Below are 25448 nucleotides of genomic sequence, written 5' to 3' on the forward strand. Positions count from 1 at the left end.
CGCGTTACGGTGACGCAGAGCGTCACGGGCTGCATTCCCGCGCGGAGCGTGGGAGCGACCGAAGCAGCCGGCCCCGTGAGCGAGGCCCCTGGCTGGATCGTCCCCACGCTCCGCGTGGGGATGCAGCTCCGCGTCGCCGAACGGTGATCAAGGCTGGTTGGACTTGTCCGCCGCCTCGATCAGGTCGGCACCGATCTCACCCTCGAACTTCTTCCACACCGGCTTCATCGCCTCGCGCCATTGCGCGCGTTCTTCTGGAGTCAGGGTGATGATTTCACTGGTCCTGGCGTCGACGATCTTCTGCCTGGCGCTCTGGTTCAGCGCCTCGGCCTGCCGGTTCACCTCGACGGTGACTTCACCCATGATCTTTTCCAGTTCGCTGCGTACATCCGGTGGCAGGCCGCCCCAGAACTTGCTGTTGGTGATCACCATGTAGTCGATCAGGCCATGGTTGGACTCGGTGAAGTACTTCTGTACCTCGTTGACCTTCTGGCTCTCGTAGTTCGACCAGGTGTTCTCGGTGCCGTTGACGGTACCGGTCTGCAGGCCCTGGTAGACCTCGGCGAAACTCATCTTGCGCGGGTTGGCGCGGATCGCCTTGAACTGCTCCTCCAGCACGCTGGAGGCCTGGACACGGAACTTCTGCCCACGGGCATCGGCCGGCACCCGCAGCGGCTTGTTCGCCGACAGTTGCTTGAGGCCGTTGTGCCAGTAGGCCAGGCCGAGAATGCCCTTGTCCTGCATCGAGGTCAGCAGCGCCTTGCCCTGGGCCCCCTGGAAGCGGTCGACAGCGGCCAGGTCGTTGAACAGGAACGGCAGGTCGTAGATCTGCACCTGCCGGGTGTACTGCTCGAACTTGGCCAGGGACGGCGCCAGCATCTGCACGTCGCCCAGCAGCAACGCCTCCATTTCCTTGCCGTCACCGAACAGCGAAGAGTTCGGGTAGATCTCGACCTTGACCCGGCCCGGCAGGCGTTCCTCGGCGAGTTTCTTGAACAGCAGCGCGCCCTGCCCCTTGGGGGTGTTCTCGGCGACCACGTGGGCGAACTTGATGACGATGGGATCGGCCGCCTGCGCGAGACTGGCGGAGATCAAGGTGGCGGCGCAGAACAGCGCCCGGGTCAACTTGAGCATGGATGTCACCTTCTTATTGTTGTGGTTCAAGGCAGGTTGCCTAAAGCGATGCGTGTCGTGAATTTCGAATTTTGAGTACCTGCGTTCGGCCATGCCGAACGCTGCCAGGGGGCTTGCCGTGGGCAACCGAAGGGCGCCCCGCAAATACCATCTTAGGGTGGCTCAAGGCGCGCTCCGGGAGCGGTGCCCTCCCAATGCGCAGTAGGCAGGCACCGCCAATTGCCGGGGATTGGCCCTACAGCAACCCCAGCAGGCGTCGAGCGCGCAACAGCACCGGCGCATCGACCATCTGCCCGTCGACCTGGTAGGCCCCGGCGCCGTCGCGGCCGGCATCCACCACCCGCCGGGCCCAGGCCAGTTCCTCGGCGCCGGGGGCCAGCGCGCCGTGAATCACCGCGACTTGCCGGGGATGGATGCACAGGGCACCTGCGAACCCCATTTCGTAGGCATGGCGAATGGAGCGCTGCAGCCCCTCGGGGTCATCAATGGCCGGGTGTACGCCATCCAGCGGCGCCACCAGCCCAGCGGCCCGGGAATGAAGGATCAGGGCCAGGCGGGCCTGGTCGAGGGCAAACCGGGCCGCCGGCGAGCCGCTGCTGAGGTTCAGGTCCAGGGCCAGGTCGAGGCCACCGAAGGACAACCGTTCGACCCCGCCAGCTCCCGCGATCTCGGCCAGGGCCAGCAACCCGCGGGCGCTTTCGATGATTGGCCAGACGCGCCTGCCGGTCGCTGCCACGGCCGCAACCTGCGCGGCACTCTCGACCTTGGGCAGCAGCACACCGACCACGCCCGGCTGGCGTTTGCAGAAGGCCAGGTCGGCGGCATGCTCGGCGTGCTCCGGGGCGTTGACCCGGACCAGTACCCGCGCGTCGGGGTTGTCAGCAAGAAACTGCCCGAGGTGATCACGGGCGGCCCGCTTGAGTGGCTCCTCGACGGCGTCCTCGAAATCGACGATCACCGCATCGGCGCCGCTGGCCAGGGCCTTGGCGAAACGCTCGGGGCGGCTGCACGGCACGAACAGCGCGGAGCGGAGAATGGATGAAGACATGATGAATTCCTTGTTCGGTGGTGGTGCACGCAGCTGTTTGGGAGATTTGTGATCTGAGGGGCCCTCAAGATCAGACACAGGGCTCAGACCACCCCGCTCGAACGCAACTGCGCCACGGCTTCGGCGGAAAAACCCAACTGCCGCAGAATCGCCTCGGTGTGCTGCCCCAACCCCGGCACCGCCTCCATCCGCGGCACGAACGCCGCATTGCGCGCCGGCGGCAGCAAAGCCGGCAGTTTCCCCGAAGGGCTGTCGACCTGGCGCCAGCTATCCCGCGCCTTGAGCTGCGGGTGCTGCCACACGCCCTGCATGTCGTTGACCCGGGCATTGGCGATCTGCGCCTGCTCCAGGCGCTCGATCACCTGCTCGGTGCTGAGCCGCGAGAAGCTGTCGACGATGATCTGGCGCAGCACCTCGCGATTGGCCGAACGCTTGAAGTTGGCCGAGAAGCGCTCGTCCACCGCCAGCTCCGGCGTCAGCAGCACCTTGTCGCAGAACGCCGCCCATTCGCGCTCGTTCTGCAGGCCGAGCATCACCGTGCCGCCATCGCCGGCCGGGAAAGGCCCGTACGGGTAAATGGTCGAATGCGCGGCACCGGCCCGCGGCGGCGGTGGCGCGCCGTCGAAGGCGTAGTACATCGGGTAGCCCATCCACTCCACCAGGCTTTCCAGCATGCTGATGTCGACCCGGCTGCCCTCCCCGGTCCGGCCCCTGAGCAGCAGCGCCGAGAGGATGCCGCTGTAGGCATACATGCCGGCGGCGATGTCGGCGATGGAGCAACCGGCCTTGGCCAGTTCACCCTCGCCCGGACCACCGGTGACCGAGAGAAAGCCGCCTTCACTCTGGATCAGCAGGTCGTAGGCCTTTTTCCTTTCGTAGGGCCCGCCCTCGCCGTAACCGGAAATGTCGCAGACGATCAGTCGCGGAAAACGCTCATGCAGCGCCTCGAACGACAGGCCCATGCGCGCGGCGGCACCCGGTGCCAGGTTCTGCACCAGCACGTCGGCCTGGCCCAGCATTTGTTCGAGGATATCCCCGGCCTGGTCCTGCTTGAGGTCCAGGGTCAGGCTCTCCTTGGAGCGGTTGGTCCAGACGAAGTGCGAGGCCAGGCCACTGACCCGCTGGTCGTAGCCACGGGCGAAGTCACCGACACCCGGGCGCTCGATCTTGATGACCCGGGCACCGAGGTCGGCCAGTTGTCGGGTACAGAACGGCGCGGCGATGGCGTGTTCCAGGCTGATCACGGTAATGCCGTCCAGCGGCCGCGGGGCCGCAGTGTTTTCTGCTGCCAGGCTCATCAGCACAGCTCCTTCAGGTCGGTGGTGTTGCGCAGGTCCCAGACCTGGCGGATCAGGGCGCTGGCCTGCTCGGGGGAACGGGCGCCGGAGAATTGCAGCAGGCGATGGAACTTGTCCTCCAGCTCGGCCCGCGACAGGCTGTTGCCCGGATCCCCCTTGGGCTCGTCGATGGCCCCGAGCAGGGTTCGGCCGTCGACCGTCGTCACCAGCACCCGGCCCAGCCAGCGCCGGGGATAGGCGCCGTCGACTTCGGGGTCGAGGGTCATGCCGACCCTGTCGCGAAAGGCGGCAACAGCCGGGTCGGTCAGCGCCAGCTCATGAAACTCCGGCAGCCCGGCCTTGCCATGCACGGCGATCAGGCCGAGCACGGTGCCCATGGAGAACTTGGCCTGGTGCACGGTCTGCGGCACCTTGACCCGGCCCAACACGTCGATGGCGCCCTGGTGCACGCGGGTTTCCACCCGTTCGATCTGTTCGTGGCGCAGGCCTTCCCGTTCCATCAGCTGCAACAGCGCATCCGCGGCCGGGTGGGTGTGCCGGCAGGACGCGTGGAACTTGAACGAGGTCTCCACCAGCGCCCAGCGGCTGCCCAGGCGATCGGACAGGCGGGCCGGCTCGGCATCGCTGGACATGCCCGCCGCCAGCCCCTGGTCGCCTTCGAGAATGTTGCGGGCCCCGGTCAGGCCGTCGGCGGTCAGGTACGCCGCCAGCAACCCGTCGGCGGCCGCCTTGGCGGTGTGCAACTGCTTGGAGTCGGCGGCATCACGCAGGAACTCCCAGAGCCCGGCGGCCTGGGTGCCGGCGCTGCCGAGCAGGTGGATGAACCGCTCCTGGTCGAAGTCCATCAGCTTGCCCACGGCCACGGCGGCGGCCAGGGTGCCAACGGTGGCCGTGGTGTGGAAGATACGGTAGTGGGAACGGCCAAGGAATTCGCCGATGCGAATCCCCGCCTCGTAGCCGGCGACCGAGGCCAGCAGCAGCTCGCGACCGGATTTACCGAGATCCTGGGCCGCCGCCAGCGCCGCCGGGAACACCACGGTGGCCGGGTGCAGCACGGAGCTGTTGTGCAGGTCGTCCTGCTCCACCAGGTGGGACGAGGCGGCGTTGACCAGTGCGGCGAAATAGGCCGAGCTGCGCTCGCCGCTGACCAGGATGCCGGCCGGCCCCTGCGCCGGGCCCATCCGGCGCGCATAGGCCTCGAACAGCGGAATCGGATGGGCGCCCTGGCTGGCCAGGGCCGAGCCCAGCCAGTCGAGGAACAGTTCCTCGGTACGGGCCAGCACCGCCTCGGGTACCTGCTCGTAGCGCAGGCCGGCGAGGAATTCGGCCAGGGCTTGGGTATGGCTCATGCGGGGCTCCTCAGAAGCTGCGCGGCAGTTCGAGCAGGTGCTCGGCCACGTAGGACAGGATCAGGTTGGTGGAGATCGGCGCCACCTGGTACAGGCGGGTTTCGCGGAACTTGCGCTCGACATCGTATTCATTGGCGAAACCAAAGCCGCCGTGGGTCTGCAGGCAGGCGTTGGCCGCCTCCCAGCTGGCCTTGGCCGCCAGGTACTTGGCCATGTTGGCCGAGGCGCCGGCGCTCTGCCCCGCGTCGTATTCCTCGCAGGCGCGCCAGCGCATCAGGTCGGCGGCCTCGATCTCGATATGCGCTTCGGCAATTGGGAACTGCACGCCCTGGTTCTGCCCGATCGGCCGGCCGAACACCACCCGGTCGCGGGCGTACTGGCTGGCCTTCTCGACGAACCAGCGGCCATCGCCGATGCATTCGGCGGCAATCAGCGTGCGCTCGGCATTCAGGCCGTCGAGGATGTAGCGAAAGCCCTTGCCTTCCTCGCCGATCAGGCTGCTGGCCGGAATCTCCAGGTTGTCGAAGAACAGCTCGTTGGTCTCGTGGTTGACCATGTTGGCAATCGGCTGCACGGTCAGGCCGTTGCCGATGGCTTCGCGCAGGTCGACAAGAAAAATCGACATGCCTTCGGACTTGCGGGTGACCTCGGCCAGCGGCGTGGTCCGCGCCAGCAGGATCATCAGGTCGGAGTGCTGGATACGCGAAATCCACACCTTCTGGCCATTGATCACATACCTGTCACCCTGGCGCACGGCGGTGGTCTTGATCCTGGTGGTGTCGGTGCCGGTGGTCGGTTCGGTCACCCCCATCGACTGCAGGCGCAGCTCGCCGCTGGCCAGCTTTGGCAGGTAATGGCGCTTCTGCTCGTCGCTGCCGTTACGCAGCAGGGTGAACATATTGTACATCTGGCCATGGATGGTGCCGGAGTTGCCGCCGCAACGGTTGACCTCCTCGAGGATCACCGAAGCCTCGGCCAGGCCCAGGCCGGAGCCGCCATATTCCTCGGGAATCATTGCCGACAGCCAGCCGGCTTCGGTCATGGCCTTGACGAAAGCTTCGGGGAAGCCCTTTTCCTCGTCGATCCTGCGCCAGTATTCGGCGGGAAACCCGGCGCACAGGGCACGCACGCCCTGGCGAATGGCATTGAGTGCTTCGTTCTGATTGGAGTTCATGGGTAGAAGGCCTTTTCTTATTTGTCTTGATCAGTCCGGTGGCGGGCTTTTACTCGAAGTGCACCTGAGCCTGCTGGGCGAGACCGTCGGCATTACCGGCCCAGAGTTCGGCGACGCCAGGCTCGATGATCCGTCCGCCGACCTCGAAGGGCTGTGGCGCGATCAGCGGGCGCAGACCGCGATAGGAGAAGCGCCGCAACCGGGCCTCGGGGTGGGCGCGACAGAACGCGCGCAGGTTCAGGGTGGCGATCATCGGGCCATGCACCACTAGGCCGGAGTAGCCTTCGGTGCCGGTGACGTAGGGGTAGTCGTAATGGATGCGGTGGCCGTTGAAGGTCACGGCGCTGTAGCGGAACAGCAGGGTCGGCGTCGGCTCCACCGCCTCGTGCCACTGCCCCTGTGGCAGCGTCTCGCCACTGCCCTGCTTGGGCGGGGTCGGCTCGCGGTAAACGATGTCCTGTTCCTCGCGGATCGCCAGCCGGCCATCCTGGGAGTACTCATGGCACACGGTGACGAACAGCAGCGCACCGGTACGGCCCTGCTTTTCCTCGATATGGCGGATGGTGGAAACGCGGGTGGCATCGAAGCCGGCCTTGAGACTGTCGAAGAACTCCAGGCGGCCACCGGCCCACATGCGGTTGCGATTGTCCGCCGGCGGCAGGAAACCACCCCGGGCCGGATGCCCGTCGCCGCCCAGCTGGCTTTCGGGCAGCGGGTCCTGGAAAAAGCACCACTGCCAGAGCGCTGGCAACGCCTCACCATGGGCCGGCGCATTTTCGCCAAAGGTCGCGGCGATACGCTTGAGCAGGTTGCGGCTCAGTTGATCGTGAGCCTCTTCGCTACGGCCCAGCCAGGCTCTCGGATCCGTCACACTCATGGAAGGTTTCCCCTTGCCGTTTATCGTTGTGCGCCGATGATGCAAGCTGATCGACGTTCCGAGAATTTGCATTTCGATAAACCGGCGTTCGGGTATGCTGAACGCCCAGCGGCCTGTCCGCTTGCCACACGGGCCACGCCCCCTGACTGGAGTCATCCATGCATTTCGACCTGGCGGACCTGCGTCTCTTCATCCATATCGCCGAATCGCCGAGCCTGACCCAGGGCGCCAGGCGCGCCTTCCTCTCGCCAGCTGCCGCCAGCGCGCGGATCAAGGCCCTGGAGGCGCAGCTCGACACCCGCCTGCTGTACCGCGACAGCCGTGGCGTGGAGGTGACTCCCGCCGGCCAGCGGCTGCTGCAGCACGCACGGCTGATCATGCGTCAGGTCGACTACCTGAAAAGCGAATTCACCCACTACGGCAGCGACTCAGCCGGGCATATCCGCATCTTCGCCAACACCACGGCGGTCACCGAGTTCCTGCCGGAGGTGCTGGCCGGGTTTCTCTCGGAACGCCCCGGGGTGACGGTGGACCTGCAGGAGCGGCTGTCGCGGGACATCGTCCGTGGCGTGCTCGACGGCACCAGCGACATGGGCATCATCGCCGGCCCCGTCGAAGCCAGCGGCCTGCAGGTGCTGCACTTCAGCACCGACCGGCTGGTGCTGATCGTTCCGGCCGACCACCCGCTGGCGGGCCAGCCAGCGGTCAGCCTGGGCCAGACCCTGGCCTACCAGCATATCGGCCTGCACGAGGGCAGCACCCTGCTGAGTTTCCTGCGCGAACACGTCGAACGGATCGGCAAGACCCTGTCGCTGCGTATCCAGGTTTCCAGCTTCGAGGCGATCTGCCGGATGGTCGAGGCCGGTGTCGGTATCGGCATCATTCCCGAATCGGCGGCCGTTCGGCACAGCCGAACGATGCAACTGGTGAGCGTGGCGCTGGACGAGCCGTGGGCGATTCGCGAACGCAGCATTCTGGTGCGCGAGCTGGAGGCCCTGCCCGGCACCGTCCGCGCCCTGATCGCAACGCTGATGCCGCCGCCCGCGACATGAACCGGCCCGTGTTGCGGGTTGCACAACACCGGCTTGCGCGGCATGCTTGAGCCATTCCTGCGACAGAACTTTTTACGCCCCAGGCACTCAATCAGTGCATTGATCCATGCCCTTCCCGATAGAGACGCTCATGACTTCGAAGCTGGAACAACTCAAGCAGTTCACCACCGTGGTCGCGGACACCGGCGACCTCGACGCGATCACCCGCCTCAAGCCGGTCGACGCTACCACCAACCCGTCGCTGCTACTCAAGGCCGCCGCCCTGCCGGGCTATGCCGAGCTGCTCCAGAACGCCGTGGCCCAGGCCAAGGGCGATGTCGGCCTGGCCTGCGACCACTTCGCGGTCGCGGTGGGCGCCGGCATTCTCAAGGCGATTCCCGGGCGCATTTCCACCGAGGTCGATGCACGCCTGTCGTTCGACGAAGCCGCGCTGCTGGCCAAGGCCAACCAGTTGATCGAGCTGTACGACAAGGCCGGCGTCGGTCGTGACCGCGTGCTGATCAAGCTGGCGTCCACCTGGGAAGGCATCCGCGCCGCCGAGAAGCTGGAGAAGGCCGGTATCCAGACCAACCTGACCCTGCTGTTCTCCTTCGCCCAGGCCGTGGCCTGCGCCGATGCCGGGGTGTTCCTGATCTCGCCGTTCGTGGGCCGTATCTACGACTGGTACAAGAAGTCCACCGGCAACGAATACACCGGCGCCGACGATCCGGGCGTGCAGTCGGTGACCCGCATCTACAACTACTACAAGTCCAATGACTACAAGACCGTAGTCATGGGCGCCAGCTTCCGCAATCTCAACCAGATCGAACACCTGGCCGGCTGCGACCGCCTGACCATCAGCCCCGACCTGCTGGAGAAACTCTCCCAGGACCAGGGCAACCTGGTACGCAAGCTGACCCCGGGCACCACCGGTGAAGCCCGTCAGAACCTGAACGAGGCGCAGTTCCGCTGGGCCTCCAACGAGGACGCGATGGCGACCGAGAAGCTGGCCGAAGGGATCCGCCAGTTCGCTCGCGACCAGGAGAAGCTGGAAGCCTTGCTGACCCGGTAAGACTTCGGGGCCATTCGCGGGCAAGCCCGGCTCCTGCAGGATTACGGCGTTCGCAATTTCGTGTCCGCCATGGATCTGCCGGAGCCGGGCTTGCCCGCGAAAGGGCCAACGAGCCCCGCAACAATCCCGTGACACCGCTATCGCCAGCGCGCCGACTCCCACGGTTTCCTGTGTAGAACCTTCAGTTCCAAGCGCACGTACCCCGGCAACACCTCTTCACAATCCACCGACAATTTCACCATTGAGCCCGTCATGAACCGGTGCCTAAACTCTGGCGCCTGCCTATAAGAGAGACCATCATGACCGTGCCTGATACCTCCTCCAACCCCCGACAGCGCTGGCTGGCCCTGGTAGTACTGTGCCTCGGGGTGCTGATGATCGTGCTCGACACCACCATCGTCAACGTCGCCCTGCCATCGATCAAGACCGACCTGCAGTTCAGCGAAACCGCCCTGGCCTGGGTGGTGAACGCCTACATGCTGACCTTCGGCGGCTTCCTGCTGCTCGGTGGTCGCCTGGGCGACCTGTACGGGCATCGCCGCCTGTTCCTGCTCGGCATCGCCTTCTTCACCCTGGCCTCGCTGGCCTGCGGCATCGCCCAGACCCAGCCCCTGCTGATCTGGGCCCGGGCCTTCCAGGGCCTGGCTGCCGCCGTGGTCACCGCCGTGGCGCTGTCGCTGATCATGGACCTGTTCAGCGAGCCGGCCGAACGCGCCAAGGCCATGGGCGTCTACGGCTTCGTCTGCGCCGGTGGCGGCAGCCTCGGGGCCCTGCTCGGCGGGGTGCTGACCAGCACCCTGAGCTGGCACTGGATCTTCCTGGTCAACCTGCCGATCGGCCTGGCGGTGATCGTGCTGTCGCTGCGCCTGCTGTCCAGGTCTCTCAACCAGCATCCCGAGCGCAGCCTGGATGTGCTCGGCGCCCTGACAGTGACCGCCTCGCTGATGCTGGCGGTGTACGCCATCGTCAATGGCAACGAGATGGGCTGGGGCTCGCCACGCACCCTCGGGCAACTGGCGCTGGCCATCGGCCTGCTGGCGGTGTTCCTGCTGGTCGAGACCCGGGTGAAGGTTGCGCTGATGCCGCTGCGCCTGTTCCGCCTGCGCAACCTGGCGGTGGCGAATGTCGTCGGGGTACTGTGGGCCGCGGCGATGTTCGCCTGGTTCTTTCTCTCGGCGCTGTACATGCAACTGGTGCTGGGCTACACGCCGCTGGAAGTCGGGCTGGCGTTCCTGCCGGCGAACCTGATCATGGCGGTGTTCTCCCTGGGAATCTCGGCCCGGCTGGTGATGCGCTTCGGCATCCGCGGGCCGCTTGCCGCCGGGCTGGGCCTGGCGACGCTCGGCCTGCTGCTGTTCGCCCAGGCACCGGTGGATGGCAACTTCGTCCACGATATCCTGCCGGGTATGGTGCTGCTGGGGCTGGGTGCCGGGATCGCCTTCAACCCGCTGCTGCTGGCGGCGATGAACGATGTCGCGCCGTCCGAATCGGGGCTGGCCTCGGGCATGGTCAATACCGCGTTCATGATGGGTGGGGCACTCGGGCTGGCAGCCCTGGCGAGCCTGGCGGCGGCGCGCACGCAACTGCACCTGGGCGCCGGGGTGGCGGAGCTGGTGGCGCTCAATGACGGCTACCAGGCGGCGTTTCTGGCCGGGGCGATGTTTTCCGCGCTGGGTGCCGGAATGGCCGCGACCTTGATGCGGACCCGGACCGGCAGCAACGTCGGCGGCGAAACTCCACTGGCAGTGTAGGGACACCTGTTTGCAGCTTGCAGAGGCAGTTTGGGAGGAGGATTGGTGGAAGCGGCCAAGCCCGTTCCCACAATAACAGGGGGTCAGCAAGCTGGAGGTACCCGGCGTACCCACCTCACCCCGTAGCCTGCTGCTCCTGCGCCTGGCGGATACTGGCCATGAACAGATCGGCCGGCATCGGCCGCCCCAGCAGGTAGCCTTGCAGTGAATTGCAACCCAGGCGGGTGAGGAAGTCGCGCTGCTTGTCGGTCTCGACGCCCTCGGCAACGATCCGCAACCCCAATGCCTGCCCCAGCGCCACAATCGCCGAGACGATCGCGGCATCATCGGAGTCGTGCTCCAGGTCGCGGACAAAGCCCCGGTCGATCTTCAATTCCGTGGCCGGCAGCCGCTTGAGGTACATCAGGCTGGAGTAGCCGGTACCGAAGTCATCGATGGACAGATCCACGCCCATTTCCGAGAGCTGGCGCAGTACCGTCATGCTCGCGTCGGCATCGCTCATGGTGGTGGTTTCGGTGATTTCCAGGGTCAGGCTGTTGGCCGGCAGATGGTGCCGGGCCAGGGCACTGGCGACACTGGCCACCAGCCCGGAGTGGCAGAACTGCTGGGCCGACAGGTTCACGGCGATACGCCAGTCCCGGTAGCCCTGTTCGTACCACTGGCGCATCTGTCGACAGGCTTCGTTCAACACCCATTCACCGATCGGGATGATCAGGCCGCTCTTCTCCGCCAGGGTGATGAAGGCGTCCGGCATCATCAGCCCCTGCTCGGGGTGCTGCCAGCGCACCAGCGCCTCGGCACCGATCGGCAAGCCGCTCACGGCGTCGAACTTGGGCTGGTAGTGCAGGCGGAACTGCTCGCCCGTCTCCAGCGCCTGGCGCAGGTCCTGCTGCAGCTTGAGCTTCTTGCGGGCATTGCCGTTCATCGAGGCGTCGAAGAAGCAGTAGCCATTCTTGCCCGCACCCTTGGCGTGGTACATCGCCGCGTCGGCGTTCATCAGCAGCTCTTCGGCGGTGCGGCCACTGCCGGGATACAGCACGATCCCAATGCTCGCGGAGATCTGCAGATCCTGTTCGGCCACCTGGAACACCTGGGAAATCAGGCTGACCTGACGCGTGGCCACCTGCAGCGCGTCATCCTGCTCGGACAATTGCGCCAGCAGGACGAACTCGTCGCCCCCGATCCGGGCCAGGGTATCCTGGGAGTGCAAGTCGTCACGCAGGCGATGGGCGACGGCACGCAGCAACTGGTCGCCCACATGATGGCCGAAGGCATCGTTGACCGGCTTGAAACCGTCCAGATCGATGAACATCAGCGCGAAACACCCCCCTTCGGCACTCGCCTTGTGCATCGCCTGGTCGATGCGGTCGGCCAGCAGTATCCGGTTCGGCAGGCCGGTGAGGTTGTCGTGCAGGGCCAGTTGGGTCAGTTCCTGGTTGGCCAGGGTCAGGGAGTCGGCCAGGTCGGCGGTGCGCTCCTCCAGCCGGGCATCGAGCACCGAAGTCAGCAAAGCGATCGACAGCACCGCCAGGCTGGTCACCAGCACCAGGTTGTCCAGGCCCTTGACCGCTAGGCCACTGGCTGCCGCGCCGCAGAAACTGCCTTCGGGGAAGTTCGCCGCGGCCATGCCGGTGTAGTGCATGCCGACGATGGCCACGCCCATGATCACCGCGGCACCGCTGCGGGCCAGGCGGATATAGGGCGTGTTGCGGCGCAGGTGGAAGGCGATCCACAGCGCCGCCGCCGAAGCGCTGACGGCGATCAGCAGCGAGGCACCGAACAGGGTCGGGTCGTAGTCGATGCCGGGCTGCATCCGCATGGCCGCCATGCCGGTGTAGTGCATGGCGCTGATGCCGGCGCCCATGATCAGCGAGCCGAACGCCAGTTGCATCAGCGGCAGGCGCGGCTGGCTGACCAGCCACAGGGCAAAACCGCTGGACAGAATGGCGATCAGCAGTGACAAGGCGGTGATCGGCCCGTCGTAGCCCAGCTCGATCGGCAGGCGGAACGCGAGCATGCCGACGAAGTGCATCGACCAGATCCCCACGCCCATGGCCAGGGCGCCCCCGGCCATCCACAGGTAGACCGCCCGTCCGCTGGCGGTGGCAATCCGCCCGGCCAGATCCAGGGCGGTATAGGAAGCCAGGATCGCCACGCAGAGCGACATGAGGACCAGCGACGATGAATAACTGCCAATGAGCATCGAAATACCCTGAAACCTCATGCCGGAGCCACCTCCGGACTACCAAAAAGGCGCCGATTCTACCCGCTTCGCCGCCAGGCGCACGGGAAAGATCGACTCATCAGCAAGCCCCCTGTGTCCTCTCCATGACACCCTCCTGCAAACGCACCAGAAACAGCCGGGTCACCCGCCGCTCCCGTACCGCGACCACGGTCATCCGCCACCCCGCCCACTGCACCTGATCGCCGACCATCGGCAGTCGATCCAGCAGGCTCATCACCAGCCCGGCCAGCGTCTGGTAATCCTCGGTGGCCCGGGCCTCGATCCCGAGGCGCTGCCGCGCGCGGCTCAGGGTCATGGCCCCGCTGACCTGGAAACCCTGCGCTTCCTCAACCACCTCGGGACCCTCCACCTCACTGGCATCGGGCAACTCGCCGGCGATCGACTCAAGGATGTCGGTCATGGTCAGCAGACCGACGAAATCACCGAACTCGTTGACCACGAACGCGATATGGGTCGAGGCCTGGCGCATCTGCTCCAGGGCGTTGAGCACAGAGTAGCTGTCTAACAGGTTTATCGCCCGGCGAGCCAAAAACTCCAGTCCCGGTTCAGTCCCGTCCAGGTAGGCCTTGAGCAGCTCCTTCTTGTGCACGAAGCCCAGCGGCTCGTCGACCGCCCCCTGGCGGATGAGCGGCAGGCGAGAGTACGACGAACGGATCAATTTCTCCCGAACGAGCGCCGGGCTGTCGGCGACGTCCAGGGTGTCGACCTGCGCCCGCACCGTCATCAGCGTGCGGATAGGCCGCTCGGCCAGTTGCAGCACGCCGCTGATCATCACCCGCTCACTGCGCTCGAACGGCACCTGGGCCTCGTCCGCCGAAGGCTCAAGCAGGTCGGCGATCTCCTCGCCCACTTCCTCGCTGGACAACCGTCGTCCACCGAGCATGCGCAGCACCGCATGGGCGGTACGCTCACGCAGCGGCCGCTGGCCGTGGGCCGAGCGCTTGCGCCGGGCGCGGGCCACCTGGTTGAACAGCTCGATCAGCACCGAGAAGCCAATGGCCGCGTACAGGTAGCCCTTGGGAATGTGCAAGCCCAGGCCCTCGGCGGTGAGGCTGAAACCGATCATCATCAGAAAGCCCAGGCACAGCATGATCACCGTCGGCCGCTCGTTGACGAAACGGGTCAACGGCTTGCTGGCGACGATCATCAGGCCGATGGAGACGATCACCGCGATCATCATCACCGACAGTTCCTCGACCATGCCGACGGCGGTGATCACCGCATCCAGGGAGAACACCGCATCGAGCACCACGATCTGCGCGACGATCGGCCAGAACAGCGCGTAGCCGCCATTCGCCGAGCGCTGGCTGACGTGCCCTTCCAGCCGCTCATGCAACTCCATGGTGGCCTTGAACAGCAGGAACACGCCGCCGAACAGCATGATCAGGTCGCGGCCGGAAAAACTCTTGCCCAGCACCTCGAACAGCGGCTGGGTCAGGGTCACCATCCAGGCGATGCTGGCCAGCAGGCCCAGACGCATCAGCAACGCCAGGGACAGACCGATGACACGGGCGCGGTCGCGCTGGTGCGGCGGCAACTTGTCCGCCAGGATCGCGATGAACACCAGGTTATCGATACCCAGCACCAGTTCGAGGAAAATCAGGGTCAACAGGCCAAGCCAGGCCGTGGGGTCAGCCAACCATTCCATGAAAAATGCGCTCCCTTAGTGGATTCGAACAGAGGTGCACGACGGTATCGAGCCCGGGGACGGCCAGGAGACGACGCGGCAACAGAGGAAAAGACGCTCGACAGGGGGGATTGCCGGGCCTGGCGCACCACCGGGGCGCGTGCATGAAGAAAAGCGTGAGGGGACGACCGGGAGGTTCCGCGAGGGTGTTCATGTACAACCTGAGTGACTAATAGGGAAATAAATCCTACATGACCCCGGAGAACCGCCTGACAGGCAAACTATTTCAAATCATGAAAGCGCAGCGCGCGACGGTTACCGCTCAGCGCGGAAATCCTGGCGAACCCGTTCGATATAGCGGGCCACCGCCGGCGCCTTTTCGAAACGCCGATGAATCAGCGACAGCCAGGATGTCGCCTGACAGCCGACGATCGGTCGATAGACCACATTCGGCAGGTTGACGTGACCGATCACCGACTCGGGCACCACCGCCACCCCCTGGCCCAGCGAGACCGCGGCAATCACCGCCACCAGTCCACCGGGCTGCGGCCCGAGGTGCGGCGCGTAGCCGCCCTGGGCTGCGACCTGCAGGGTACCGTTGATCTGCTCCGGCAGCACGAAGGTCTCGTTCTGCAGATGCTCGGCAGCGATGTTCCGCAAGCGGCACAGCCAACTGTCGTCCGCCAGCGCCAGCACGAAGCCCTCGGCATTCAGGCGCACCGCCTCCACCGCCTCGGGCAGCGACATCGGCGAACGCACGTAGCCGATATCGAAACGCCCTTCGGCGATCAGCCCCGGCAGCGCCGCCATGGGACTTTCCCGCACGTTCAGGCTGACATCGGTGAAATCGCGGACATAGGCCTTGACCTGCTGTTGCAGCACGCCCGAGTACACCGCCGAGGCGACATAGCCGATCTCGATATGGCCGATCTCGCCCCGTCCGGCGCGCTGGGCATTGCGCTGGGCGAACTCGAACTGGCGCACGGTCGCCTCGGCCTCGGGCAGCAACGCCGCGCCGGCCTCGGTCAGGCTGACCTCGCGTGGCCCGCGCTGGAACAGGCGGGTCCCGAGAGCGCTTTCCATATCCTGGATCTGCCGGGTGAGGGTCGGTGGGGCGATATCCAGCTGTTCCGCCGCCCGGGTGAAGTTGCGCTGCCGGGCCACGGCGAGGAAATAGCGGAAATGACGGATTTCCATGGTCATTAGCTCAAAGGTAACGAAGTGCCAAGGCCAGCCTAACGCAGACGGGTTTTGCCCACGATAAGCTGCTCTCACCGCCACAGTAGAGAAGCCTGAACATGCCCGTCAAATACCTTTCACCCTTATTCTTCAGCCACTGCGACCGGCCTGGGCTTGCAATGACCGCCTCCCCCACCGTCATTGCCTTCAAGGCAATCATGCACAGCGAGGCCTCGAAGACCAGCGCTGCCACCCTGCCCGTGCAGGCCCGGCCGTGAGCCGGGTGAGCCCGCGACTGACATTGCTCACGGCGTCCGGCGTCTGCTCGCTGATTGTCCTGGACACCAATATCGTCGCCGTGACCCTGCCGAGCATCGCCCGCGACCTGGGCGCCGATTTCACCGCGATCGAATGGGTGGTCAGCGCCTACATGCTGGCCTTCGCCGCCCTGCTGCTGCCCGCTGGCAGCATCGCCGACCGCTTCGGGCGCAAAAAGACCCTGCTCTGGGGCCTGGGCCTGTTCATCCTCGCCTCCCTGGGCTGCGGCGCGGCGCCCGACAGCCTGTTCCTCGATATCGCGCGGGCGGTCAAGGGCGTCGGTGCCGCGCTGTTGCTGACCTCGGCGCTGGCGACCATCGGCCACACCTTTCATGACGAGGTCGAGCGCGCCCGCGCCTGGGCCTTCTGGGGGGCCTGCATGGGCCTGGCGATGACCGCCGCGCCGACGGTCGGCGGGCTGATCACCGAGTACCTGGGCTGGCGCTGGATCTTCTTCATCAACCTGCCCATCGGCCTGCTGCTGGTGGCGCTGGTCCGCCATGCGGTCGCGGAATCGCGCGACAGCCAGTCGGCGCGTCTCGATCCCTGGGGCAGCCTGGCCTTCAGCGGTGCGCTGCTGTGTCTGATCTGGGGGCTGATCGAGGCCAACCGGATCGGCTGGAGCCACCCGCTGACCAGTACCCGCCTGCTCGCCGGCGGCGCCCTGCTGGGGGTGTTCGTGCTGGTCGAGCGCGTGCAGAAACGGCCGATGGTCGACCTGCAGCTGTTTCGCCATCCGCGCTTCATCGGCGCCCTGCTCGGCATGTTCGCCTATGCCGGCTGCGCCCAGGTGATGATGACGCTGTTGCCGTTCTACCTGCAGAACGGCCTGGGGCTGTCGGCGATCGACTCGGGGCTGGGCATGCTGCCCTTCGCCCTGACCATGCTCATCTGCCCGCGCATCGGCGTGAGGCTGGCGTCGCGACTGCAACCGGCAACCCTGATGGCCACCGGGCTGGCCCTGGTCGGCTGCGGCAACCTGCTCAGTGCCTGGGCGGTTTCCAGCGGCGGCTACCCGGGCTTCGGCCTGGCGATCGCGGTGACCGGCGCCGGTGCCGGGTTGCTCAACGGCGACACGCAGAAAAACATCATGGCCTGCGTGCCCCGCGATCGGACGGGCATGGCCTCGGGCCTGAGCACCACCATGCGTTTCAGCGCGATCGTGCTGGCCATCGGGGTCTTCGGCGCCGTGCTGGCCGGGCATACCCGGGATCTGCTGCACGCCCGTCTCGCCAGCCAGGCCAGCCTCTGGCTCGACCGGGCCCAGGAGATCGCTTCGCGAGTGGTGGCCGGTGACATGCAGGCGGCCATGGCGACGCTACCGGAAGCGGCCCGTCCGGCGGTGCAACCGTTGGCGCACCAGGCCTTTGTCGGCGGTTTTGGTACGGTACTCTGGCTGGCGGGCCTGCTGGCACTGCTGGGCGCCGTGGTGGTCGGCACCCTGATGCGCAAGCCGCTGCCCGGCACGCAGGCGCTGACCCTGGTGCGCGAGTAACGGCTTCGCAGAGGGCCGGGGCGCAAGGCTTGCCCGGCCCTGTTCAGCCGTCCAGGGGCCCTGCCAGCGACGTCATCAGGCGTTCGGCATTCTCCCGGCACGACACATCCGCCGGCTTGTTGCGGATGCTGTTCACCACGCCGAGCAGTTGCAGCTTGCTCTGGGCCAGGCGCGCCTGCATGGACTCGATCTGGCCGATCTTGCGCTCCAGGCTGGCAATCATTTCATCATGGTCCCAGGTCCCGGGCTCGCTGGTCGGCACCAGTGCACGCAACTCTTCCAGGCTGAAGCCGGCCTGCTGCGCGCACTGGATGATCGACAGGGTCTGCAACACCTCGGGCGGGTATTCGCGATAGCCGTTGGCCTGGCGACGAACCTTGTGGATCAGCCCCTGGGCCTCGTAGAACCTGATCTTCGAGGCCGCCAGGCCACTGCGTTGGGCCAGTTCACCGATTTTCATGGAAATCCTCGCAGCGGCTATTGACATTAAACCTTACTTTAAACTTAGCCTGAGCCCTCCACTACCCCGGAGTCAAGCATGTCACCCTTCCAGGCATTGTCGTTACCCAACGGCGTACAGATCCCCAATCGCATTGCCAAGGCCGCCATGGAGGAAAACATGGCCGACCTGGACAATGCCCCTTCCCAACCCCTGATGGAACTCTATCGCGCCTGGGCCGACGGCGAAGCGGGCCTGCTGCTGACCGGCAACGTGATGATCGACCGCCGGGCCATGACCGGCCCCGGCGGCGTGGTGCTGGAGGATGAACGCCACCTGGGGAAATTCCACCAGTGGGCGGCCATCGGCAGGGCCAGAGGGGCGCAGTTCTGGGTGCAGCTCAACCACCCCGGCCGCCAGACCCCGGCCAATCTCGGCCAGGCCACCCTGGCGCCTTCGGCGGTGTCCCTGGAGATGGGCGAGTTTTCCAGAATGTTCGCCCAACCCCGGCCCATGAGTGAAGCCGATATCGACGAGGTGATCGCCCGCTTCGCCCGCAGCGCCCGATTGGCCGAACAGGCAGGCTTCACCGGTGTACAGATCCATGCCGCCCACGGCTATCTGCTCAGCCAGTTCCTCTCACCGCTGAGCAACCGTCGCAGCGACCGCTGGGGTGGCAGCCTGGAAAACCGCGCCCGCCTGCTGCTGGAGGTGGTGAAGGCGATTCGCGCCGAGGTGGCGCCGAGCTTCTGCGTGGCGGTGAAACTCAACTCGGCGGACTTCCAGCGTGGAGGGTTCGACGCCGACGACGCCCGCCAGGTCATCGAATGGCTCAACGCCCTGCCGGTGGATTTGGTCGAACTGTCTGGCGGCAGCTACGAGGCGCCGGCCATGCAGGGCGAAGCGCGTGACGGCCGGACGCTGGCACGCGAGGCGTACTTCCTGGAAATGGCCGGTGAGCTGGCGAAAGTCGCGACGATGCCGCTGATGGTCACCGGCGGCATCCGCCGCCTGCCTGTGGTCCAACAGGTACTCGACAGCGGCGTCGCCATGGCCGGCATCGGTACCGCGTTGGCCGTGGAGCCCAACCTGCCCCGTCACTGGCGCGAAGGCCGCGACAGCCACCCGCAACTGCCACCGATCCGCTGGAAGAAAAAGCCGCTGGCGGCGTTGGCAAACATGGCGGTGGTGAAGTTCCAGCTCAAGCGCCTGAGCCAGGGGCGCCGGACCAGACCCGAGGTTTCACCGGCCTGGGCCCTGGTACTGGACCGGTTGTTCATCGGGCACCGGACGCGGCAGTATCGGGCGGCGATGAAGCGCCAGCGGTGATGCGTCTGGCGGGGCGCTTTCGCGGGCAAGCCCGGCTCCTACAAGTTTGCGCCATACACAAGAGCATCGTTCGGCCACACTCTTTAGGAGCCGGGCTTGCCCGCGAAAGCGCTGGACAAATGACCGCCGGGCTCGGCCCTGGCCCCTGTCAACGCCCGGCAAACCGCAACCGCGACAACATCCTCAGGTCCCCATCCTTGTAGTACGCATCGCTCCAACTGTCATCCGGTGCCAGCGGTTGCACCTGCTTGAGCGCCAGCTTCTTCGCGTAATAGCGAAACCGGTAATGCTCATAGAAACGCAGGATCTCCAGCCCATACCGATCCGCCAGGTCGACATCGCCGCGAATCACCAGGAAGTTCTCATCGTTGCCCTCACTGGCCCCGACGCTGAGGTTATGACTGCCACTGATGATGGTCGGGGCATCGGTGGTGAAGTCGGTGACGATGGCCTTGGTGTGCACCAGCAGGCGCCCCTTCTGCCCCTTGAGGCCCTCCTTGATCCAACCCTCCAGGCCACTGCCGAGCAGCGCCGTGGCGACGAAATCGTCGGTGCGGTCGGCGTGAATACCGGAGATGCTGCTGGCCGTGTTCTGCAGACCGAAACGCAGCACGTCGTCATGGGGCTTGCCGAGCAGGGCGTCGAGAATATCCTGGGGCAAGGCGAAGGCCGTGGCAAACAGCACGTCCTTCTGCGCCGCCGTGATGATCTGCACGAACTCCGCCAGGTCCGCCCGGCCAGTGCGCGGAGAGAAACCGGCGAACAGCGGCTGGCCGGGGTCCATGGGATTATTTTGAGTGATCCATTTGCGAGTCGCCGCCACATCCGCCGGCGCCGCCCAGATCTGTTCGAAAACCTGGCTGTATTCGGTCGCCAGGCGCTGGTCGTCGAGGATATGAATCACGTTGGCCTGGCGGTACACGCCATTGGCGGTGAAGTTGGTGCTGCCGCACAGCACCGCCGCAGGCTGATACTCGCCAGCGGCGTCGCGCTGGCTGAGGACGATGAACTTGTCGTGGAAGATCTTGCTGGTGACCCGCCCGCGCTTGCTCGCGGCCGGAATCGCCGCCAGGCTCTGCTCGTTCAGCGCGGTGTCCTCGTCCCCGACCTTGGCGTGATACAGCACGCGGATGCGCGCGCCGCGGGCGTTGGCCGCATTCACCGCCTCGACGATCGCCGGCAACTGGTATTCGTAGATGGCGATATCCAGCCCCCACTGCGCATCCCGGGCGCGGGCGATGAAACCGAGCAGCGCCTCCAGCAGACCGTTTTCCAGCCACAGGCGGGCGGCGTCCGGCCATTGCTCGATCGGCAGGTCCTTCTGGCCGGTCAGTTGCTGGTCCAGCTGAGGAAACTTGCGCTCGAACCCCTGGCTCGCCGCCACCGCCCGGTTGAAGATCACCCGCTGGTTCTTCGGCATACCGTTGTCGGTGGTCACGCTGATCGCCAGCGACTCGTCCAGTCGCGGCGCAGCCGGTGTGCCATAGGCCAGGTGCACGCGGTAGTTGCAGGTGCTACCGGGCTCGACGTTGTAGTCGGCCCAGCGGAATTTCTGCAGCGGTGCGACATCACTGGGGGTGGCGTGATACTGGGGGAAGGTGTGCTCCCTGCCGGGAAAGGTCAGGCTGTTGAACAGGAACCGCCAGGGCTTGTCGCCCACCTGGCGCTCGATGGCAAACCCGAGCAGGCCGGCACGGCGTGACTCGGCCAGGTCGAAGGCCAGCAACACCCCGCTGGTGCCGGCATACGCCTTGACCCGGAAATCGTCCTGGGCATTGCTTTGAAGTACGCGCATGCATCACATCCTTGAGAGATCGGCTGGAGAGGAGAAGGCTAGCCAACTTTGTCGACAGTATGCCTACCGGCCCATGAAATGAAACATTCAGCACCCAGATACAAGCACCAGGCCGCGCCGGGCTCTAGGCTGATCGATGATCCGCGGCGGGCTGACACCCTCCTGCGGTTTTCCTTCCCGAACCCGAAAGGACCTTTCATGGAATCCTCCTTGCACCCCAGCGTGGCCCCGGCCCTGAGCTTCAATGGCGGCTTCGTCGACACCCTGGGCTTTCTCGCCCTGCAGGGCCTGTTCACCGCCCATGTCACCGGCAACTTCGTGACCCTGGGAGTGAGCATCGTCCATGGCGCCTCCGGCGCTCTGTCCAAGCTGATCGCGCTGCCGGTTTTCGTGCTGGTGGTGGGCCTGACGCACCTGGCCGCCGTAGCGATTCACCGCCGCGGCCTGGTGCCGTTGCGCCTGCTGCTGGTGGCTCACACGCTGATGCTCGCCGCCTTTGCCGGGCTGGCGATCTGCTGGGGCCCGTTCGCCGACGGCGACAGCACCACGGCGCTGATCACCGGCATGACCGGCGTCGCCGCCATGGCGGTGCAGAATGCGATTTCCCGCCAGCACCTCAAGGGCGCGCCGCCGACCACCCTGATGACCGGCAACGTCACCCAGTTCGCCATCGATGTGTTCGCCCTGTGGGGTGAGCATGACCCGGCGCAACGGGCGACGATCCGCCAGCGTCTGAAGCCGATCTGCACCACCCTGCTGGCCTTCGCCGCCGGCTGCGTCAGTGCCGCGCTGCTGTATCTGGCGACGGGGCTGTGGGGGTTGCTGCTGCCGGTGGTGGTGGCCATCGGGGTTTGCCTGAATACCCATCACAAGGATCAATTGCGCACCTGAACACCGGCCGGGCACACCGATCGCCCGGCGTCTCCCCCCGTGGTGCTTATCTCCCCCGATGACCAGGGCACCGGCCGTCAGCGAATGCCGTAGCGGCAAATTGCCATTCCACCAAAACCCAACAATACTGGGTATCGAATGGAAACTGCGGGATAAGGCTTGAGGGCCCATTCGCTGGCAAGCCAGCGAATGGGCCGGCACTACCGCCACATGATCAACTGCCCCCCCTCTGGAGTAACCGCTACATGGATGTACGCCACCTGTTCCAACCTTCGCTGCTCGCCCTCTGCCTGCTGGCCGGCGCCGCCCAGGCCCATGTCCACGGCGGTGCCGAAGAATCCAAGAGTTTCGTCCCGGCCCCGCCCGACGAACCCTACGAGCGCAGCCTGCTCGAGTGTGTCAGCGACCAGGACACCCAGCCGGCCCGGTTGCTCTCCGGCCTGGGCGGCACCCGCTACCCGCTGGTCGCCCTCAAGGACGCCGACAAGGTCGAAGCCTTCTACAGCCAGGGCATCGCCCTGCAGTACGGTTTCAACTTCGCCGAGGCCATCCGTGCCTTCTACCAGGCCAGCCGCGTCGACGAGGGCTCGGCGATGCCGTACTGGGGCATCGCCTTGTCGGCCAACTCGAACATCAACAGCGACGCCACCCTCGGCTGCGATCGCCTGGCCTATCGCTCGGCCCAGATCGCCCTCGAAAAGGCCAAGGCGCGCCAGGCTGATCCGCTCGCCAAAGACAAGTTCAGCCCCCGGCAATTGCAGCGCGAAGTCGACTACGCCAGTGCGTTCCTGAGCCTGTACACACTCAAGGAGGGCAAGGTACTCCTCGGCAGGGAGGGCAACGAGCGCTACGCCGAGGCCATGAAAAAGCTGTCGCAGACCTACTTCGACGACCTGGATGCCGCCACCCTGTACGCCGATGCCCTGCTCAACCTGGAACCGTGGAAATGGTGGAAAGGCTCCGCGGCGACCTCCAACGACGTCGAGCCGACCCAGCACGCCTACGAGGCCCTGCAGGTACTCAACCGGGTGCTGGTCCAGGATCAGTTCCACACCGGCGCCAACCACTTCTACATCCACGCCATCGAAGAATCGCCCTTCCCCGCCAGCGGTCTGCCGATGGCCGAGCGCTTTCGCGACCAGAACCCGGCGATCGGCCACCTGGTGCACATGGCATCGCACATCTACCAGCGCATCGGCAACAACGCCCTGGCCAGTGTCACCAACTACACCGCGGTGTCGGTCGATCGCGCCTACACCCATCAGGTCAACCCGCAAAGCCCCTACCCGCTGCACTACCTGGGGCACAACATCCACTTCCTGACCTGGACCCTGTCCATCGAGGGCCGGCAGAACGAAACGATGAACATGGCCGAGGAACTGGTGGAAAACACCACCCGCTACGCCGCGCTGGATTTTCTCTGCAAGCAGTACCCTGACGAGATCGCCACCAAATCCGACTACTTCTACGCCGTACCCTATTACTTCGCCGTACGCTTCCAGGACTGGGACGCGCTGGCGCGGATCGAGCCGAAAATCATCGCCGGCCTCAAGACCATCAACGACACCTGCACCGCCGCGACCAAGGGCAGTCAGACACCCTGGGTGGAACTGACCGCTCCTTACACCCAGGCCATGAAGGCCTATGCCGACGCCTACAAGCAACTGGCCCAGCCAGGAGCCGACAGCGGTAAGGCAGGTGAGGCACTCAAGGGATACTGGCAGACGGTCGACAACAGCCTCAAGGGTGACAAGCCCCTGAAGTACGGCAACAACGACGCCCTCCAGCTGTTCCGTATCGCCAACCTGATCCTGCTGAACAGGGCCCAGGCCAGCAGCCAGGGCAAGCTGGACCTGATGGCCCTCAAGGAAAGTGCCGCCCAGGTGCTCACCAAGGCACCACAACAGGACCTGCTCACCGACCTGAAGGCCCTGCAGGGCGACAACCCGGCCCAGGTGATCGCCGCCTGGCGCAAGGCGGTCGAGATCCAGGACCAACTGGCCTACAACGAGCCGCCGGACTGGTACTACACCCTGCGTGAATCCCTCGGCTATGCGCTGCTGGAACAGCAGCAGTACGCCGACGCCGAGCAGGTGTTTCGCGAAGATCTGGCACAGAACCGCCTCAGCGGCCGCTCGCTCAACGGGTTGAAGCTGAGCCTGGAGAAACAGCCGGGCAAGAGCGTGCCCGCGCTGCTCGACGAGCAGCTGCAGACCGCCTGGCGCAACGCGACCATCAGTGCCGCGCCATACTGACTATCTGCGTTTGTAGCTCTTGCTGCCACCGGGCGTCAGGCGGTAGATCCCAACTCGGGGCCCGGTGCAGTAACTGCCATTGCCGCCTCAACCCGGCATGCATTGGAAGTCGCCGGTATGGGCCACTTCCTTGCCATGAGCGTCCAGCAGGCGAGCACTGACTTCCTGGCCCAGGCTCGACTCCACCAGCTTGTAGTGTTCACCGGCCTTGAACTGTTTGTAGGAGACCTCTCCCGAACAGTCTTCCTGATTACCATCGCCGACCGGAATCTCCACCAGCATCACATCCAGCTTGTGGGATCCGGGCGTCACTTCGAAGAAGCGTCCGTCATCGATCGGCTTGCCATCAACCTTCTCGGCCAGCAGGTCATTCGGCGCTTCCTCCTGCAGCCCGATCCAGGCCTGGTGCGGGTCAGCCTTGGGCATTGGGCCGGCGCAGGCCGAAAGCAGGACGGCCAGGCCCAGGGTGGGAAGCAGCATCAGCGGTTTGAGTGTCATGCAGGGTCACCTCGAAGATAAAAGAGCCGTCAGATGCAGGAGAACAGATGGGACTGGGCCAAAGGCTTGCCGTGGTCGTTGACCAGGATCGCGCCGACATCGCTGCCCGAACCGGACTGCACCAGGTGGTACTGCCTGCCAGCCTTGAACTGGTCGTACTCGACATGCCCGGTGCACTCCGGCTGGTCGAGGTCACCGTTGGCGCCCTGGATCAGGGTCACTTCCAGATCATGCTTGCCGGGCGCCACTTCGAAATAGCGGCCGTCGTCCACCCGCTTGCCGTCCACCCGTTCCGCCATCAGGTTGTCGCTCGACTGGCCCTGCAGGCCGATCCAGGCCTCGCTCGGGTCAGCCTTGGGCAGGGGGCCGGCACAGGCCGAGAGCAGGCAGACCAGGCCCAGGGTCGGAATCAGCAGCAGCGGTTTGTGGTTCATCGTATGAACTCCTCTCACATTCATCTGGGGTTTCGGTAGACGGGATCGCCGTCGGATCGGCGCCAAGAGTGGCGAGATAGAGCGGTTTTCACAAATGAAGGGAAATGAAGGGAATTTAAGTCGTTACCTAAAAGATCCTTCATGTTGGTGAAAGCCAAACGTTAGGTTCCAGCGGCAAGACTGCCGGGGTTTGCAATTCCACTCCCCGG

At 65.5% G+C, this 25448-nt stretch carries 20 protein-coding genes; 7 read left to right on the forward strand and 13 right to left on the reverse strand.

Annotated elements, in window-relative coordinates; genetic code table 11:
* Positions 1-147: 147 nt before the first annotated feature.
* The 6 genes from ACMGT0_RS18460 to ACMGT0_RS18485 form a co-directional block, all read right to left on the reverse strand.
* Positions 148-1134: a TRAP transporter substrate-binding protein gene (locus ACMGT0_RS18460; RefSeq protein WP_054064390.1), complete on the reverse strand. Its 987-nt coding sequence runs from the start codon at positions 1132-1134 to the stop codon at positions 148-150.
* 235 nt (positions 1135-1369) lie between these two features.
* The gene (locus ACMGT0_RS18465; RefSeq protein ID WP_416769192.1) at positions 1370-2182 is read right to left on the reverse strand and encodes an HpcH/HpaI aldolase/citrate lyase family protein; all 813 of its coding nucleotides are present in this window, start codon (positions 2180-2182) and stop codon (positions 1370-1372) included.
* 83 nt (positions 2183-2265) lie between these two features.
* Positions 2266-3480, reverse strand: coding sequence for a CaiB/BaiF CoA transferase family protein (locus ACMGT0_RS18470; protein ID WP_416769194.1), 1215 nt, complete (start codon positions 3478-3480; stop codon positions 2266-2268).
* Positions 3480-4829 (reverse strand): MmgE/PrpD family protein, encoded by a 1350-nt coding sequence (locus ACMGT0_RS18475; RefSeq protein ID WP_054064393.1) that lies wholly within the window; start codon positions 4827-4829, stop codon positions 3480-3482. The genes ACMGT0_RS18470 and ACMGT0_RS18475 overlap by 1 nt, the downstream gene beginning before the upstream one ends.
* Positions 4830-4839: 10 nt before the next feature.
* Positions 4840-6003, reverse strand: coding sequence for an acyl-CoA dehydrogenase family protein (locus ACMGT0_RS18480; protein WP_416769195.1), 1164 nt, complete (start codon positions 6001-6003; stop codon positions 4840-4842).
* 49 nt (positions 6004-6052) lie between these two features.
* Entirely contained in the window at positions 6053-6880 is an 828-nt protein-coding gene (locus ACMGT0_RS18485) for an FAS1-like dehydratase domain-containing protein (protein ID WP_416769196.1), read from the reverse strand.
* 158 nt (positions 6881-7038) lie between these two features.
* On the opposite strand from ACMGT0_RS18485, the gene ACMGT0_RS18490 reads away from it, so the two are divergent.
* From ACMGT0_RS18490 to ACMGT0_RS18500, 3 genes are all read left to right on the forward strand, one after another.
* Positions 7039-7932: a LysR family transcriptional regulator gene (locus ACMGT0_RS18490; protein ID WP_054059823.1), complete on the forward strand. Its 894-nt coding sequence runs from the start codon at positions 7039-7041 to the stop codon at positions 7930-7932.
* 130 nt (positions 7933-8062) lie between these two features.
* Entirely contained in the window at positions 8063-8983 is a 921-nt protein-coding gene (gene tal, locus ACMGT0_RS18495; RefSeq protein ID WP_054059822.1) for a transaldolase, read from the forward strand.
* A 299-nt stretch (positions 8984-9282) separates the two neighbouring features.
* Positions 9283-10734, forward strand: coding sequence for a DHA2 family efflux MFS transporter permease subunit (locus ACMGT0_RS18500; protein ID WP_193394237.1), 1452 nt, complete (start codon positions 9283-9285; stop codon positions 10732-10734).
* Between the two features lie 115 nt (positions 10735-10849).
* On the opposite strand, the gene ACMGT0_RS18505 is transcribed toward ACMGT0_RS18500, so the two are convergent.
* The 3 genes from ACMGT0_RS18505 to ACMGT0_RS18515 form a co-directional block, all read right to left on the reverse strand.
* Entirely contained in the window at positions 10850-12937 is a 2088-nt protein-coding gene (locus tag ACMGT0_RS18505) for a putative bifunctional diguanylate cyclase/phosphodiesterase (protein ID WP_054059821.1), read from the reverse strand.
* 100 nt (positions 12938-13037) lie between these two features.
* Positions 13038-14627, reverse strand: coding sequence for a TerC family protein (locus ACMGT0_RS18510; protein ID WP_054059820.1), 1590 nt, complete (start codon positions 14625-14627; stop codon positions 13038-13040).
* A 294-nt stretch (positions 14628-14921) separates the two neighbouring features.
* Positions 14922-15803 (reverse strand): LysR family transcriptional regulator, encoded by an 882-nt coding sequence (locus ACMGT0_RS18515; protein ID WP_416769199.1) that lies wholly within the window; start codon positions 15801-15803, stop codon positions 14922-14924.
* Positions 15804-16059: 256 nt separating this feature from the next.
* Here ACMGT0_RS18515 and ACMGT0_RS18520 point away from each other — a divergent pair, with 256 nt between their 5' ends.
* The gene (locus tag ACMGT0_RS18520; RefSeq protein ID WP_416769201.1) at positions 16060-17598 is read left to right on the forward strand and encodes an MFS transporter; all 1539 of its coding nucleotides are present in this window, start codon (positions 16060-16062) and stop codon (positions 17596-17598) included.
* Between the two features lie 43 nt (positions 17599-17641).
* On the opposite strand, the gene ACMGT0_RS18525 is transcribed toward ACMGT0_RS18520, so the two are convergent.
* Positions 17642-18058 (reverse strand): MerR family transcriptional regulator, encoded by a 417-nt coding sequence (locus ACMGT0_RS18525; RefSeq protein ID WP_054060368.1) that lies wholly within the window; start codon positions 18056-18058, stop codon positions 17642-17644.
* 78 nt (positions 18059-18136) lie between these two features.
* Between ACMGT0_RS18525 and ACMGT0_RS18530 the strand changes: the two genes are divergently transcribed.
* On the forward strand, positions 18137-19366 hold the full coding sequence (locus ACMGT0_RS18530; protein WP_416769203.1) for an NADH:flavin oxidoreductase/NADH oxidase family protein: 1230 nt from the start codon (positions 18137-18139) through the stop codon (positions 19364-19366).
* Between the two features lie 148 nt (positions 19367-19514).
* On the opposite strand, the gene ACMGT0_RS18535 is transcribed toward ACMGT0_RS18530, so the two are convergent.
* Positions 19515-21161, reverse strand: a complete 1647-nt coding sequence (locus ACMGT0_RS18535; RefSeq protein ID WP_054060370.1) for a phospholipase D-like domain-containing protein — start codon at positions 21159-21161, stop codon at positions 19515-19517.
* Positions 21162-21359: 198 nt separating this feature from the next.
* On the opposite strand from ACMGT0_RS18535, the gene ACMGT0_RS18540 reads away from it, so the two are divergent.
* Positions 21360-22052 carry a YoaK family protein gene (locus ACMGT0_RS18540; RefSeq protein ID WP_081006066.1) on the forward strand — a complete coding sequence of 231 codons (693 nt, stop codon included), beginning with the start codon at positions 21360-21362 and terminating at the stop codon, positions 22050-22052.
* Between the two features lie 245 nt (positions 22053-22297).
* Complete coding sequence (locus tag ACMGT0_RS18545; RefSeq protein ID WP_054060371.1) at positions 22298-24307, forward strand: hypothetical protein; 2010 nt, start codon at positions 22298-22300, stop codon at positions 24305-24307.
* Between the two features lie 87 nt (positions 24308-24394).
* Here ACMGT0_RS18545 and ACMGT0_RS18550 read toward each other — a convergent pair whose 3' ends face one another.
* Together ACMGT0_RS18550 and ACMGT0_RS18555 are read right to left on the reverse strand one after the other, a co-directional pair.
* The gene (locus ACMGT0_RS18550; RefSeq protein ID WP_054060372.1) at positions 24395-24805 is read right to left on the reverse strand and encodes a hypothetical protein; all 411 of its coding nucleotides are present in this window, start codon (positions 24803-24805) and stop codon (positions 24395-24397) included.
* A gap of 29 nt (positions 24806-24834) precedes the next feature.
* Complete coding sequence (locus ACMGT0_RS18555; protein ID WP_054060373.1) at positions 24835-25239, reverse strand: hypothetical protein; 405 nt, start codon at positions 25237-25239, stop codon at positions 24835-24837.
* Positions 25240-25448: the final 209 nt, after the last annotated feature.

It is taken from the genome of Pseudomonas sp. RHF3.3-3 (genome assembly GCF_048069595.1).
Taxonomy (GTDB): domain Bacteria; phylum Pseudomonadota; class Gammaproteobacteria; order Pseudomonadales; family Pseudomonadaceae; genus Aquipseudomonas; species Aquipseudomonas fuscovaginae_B.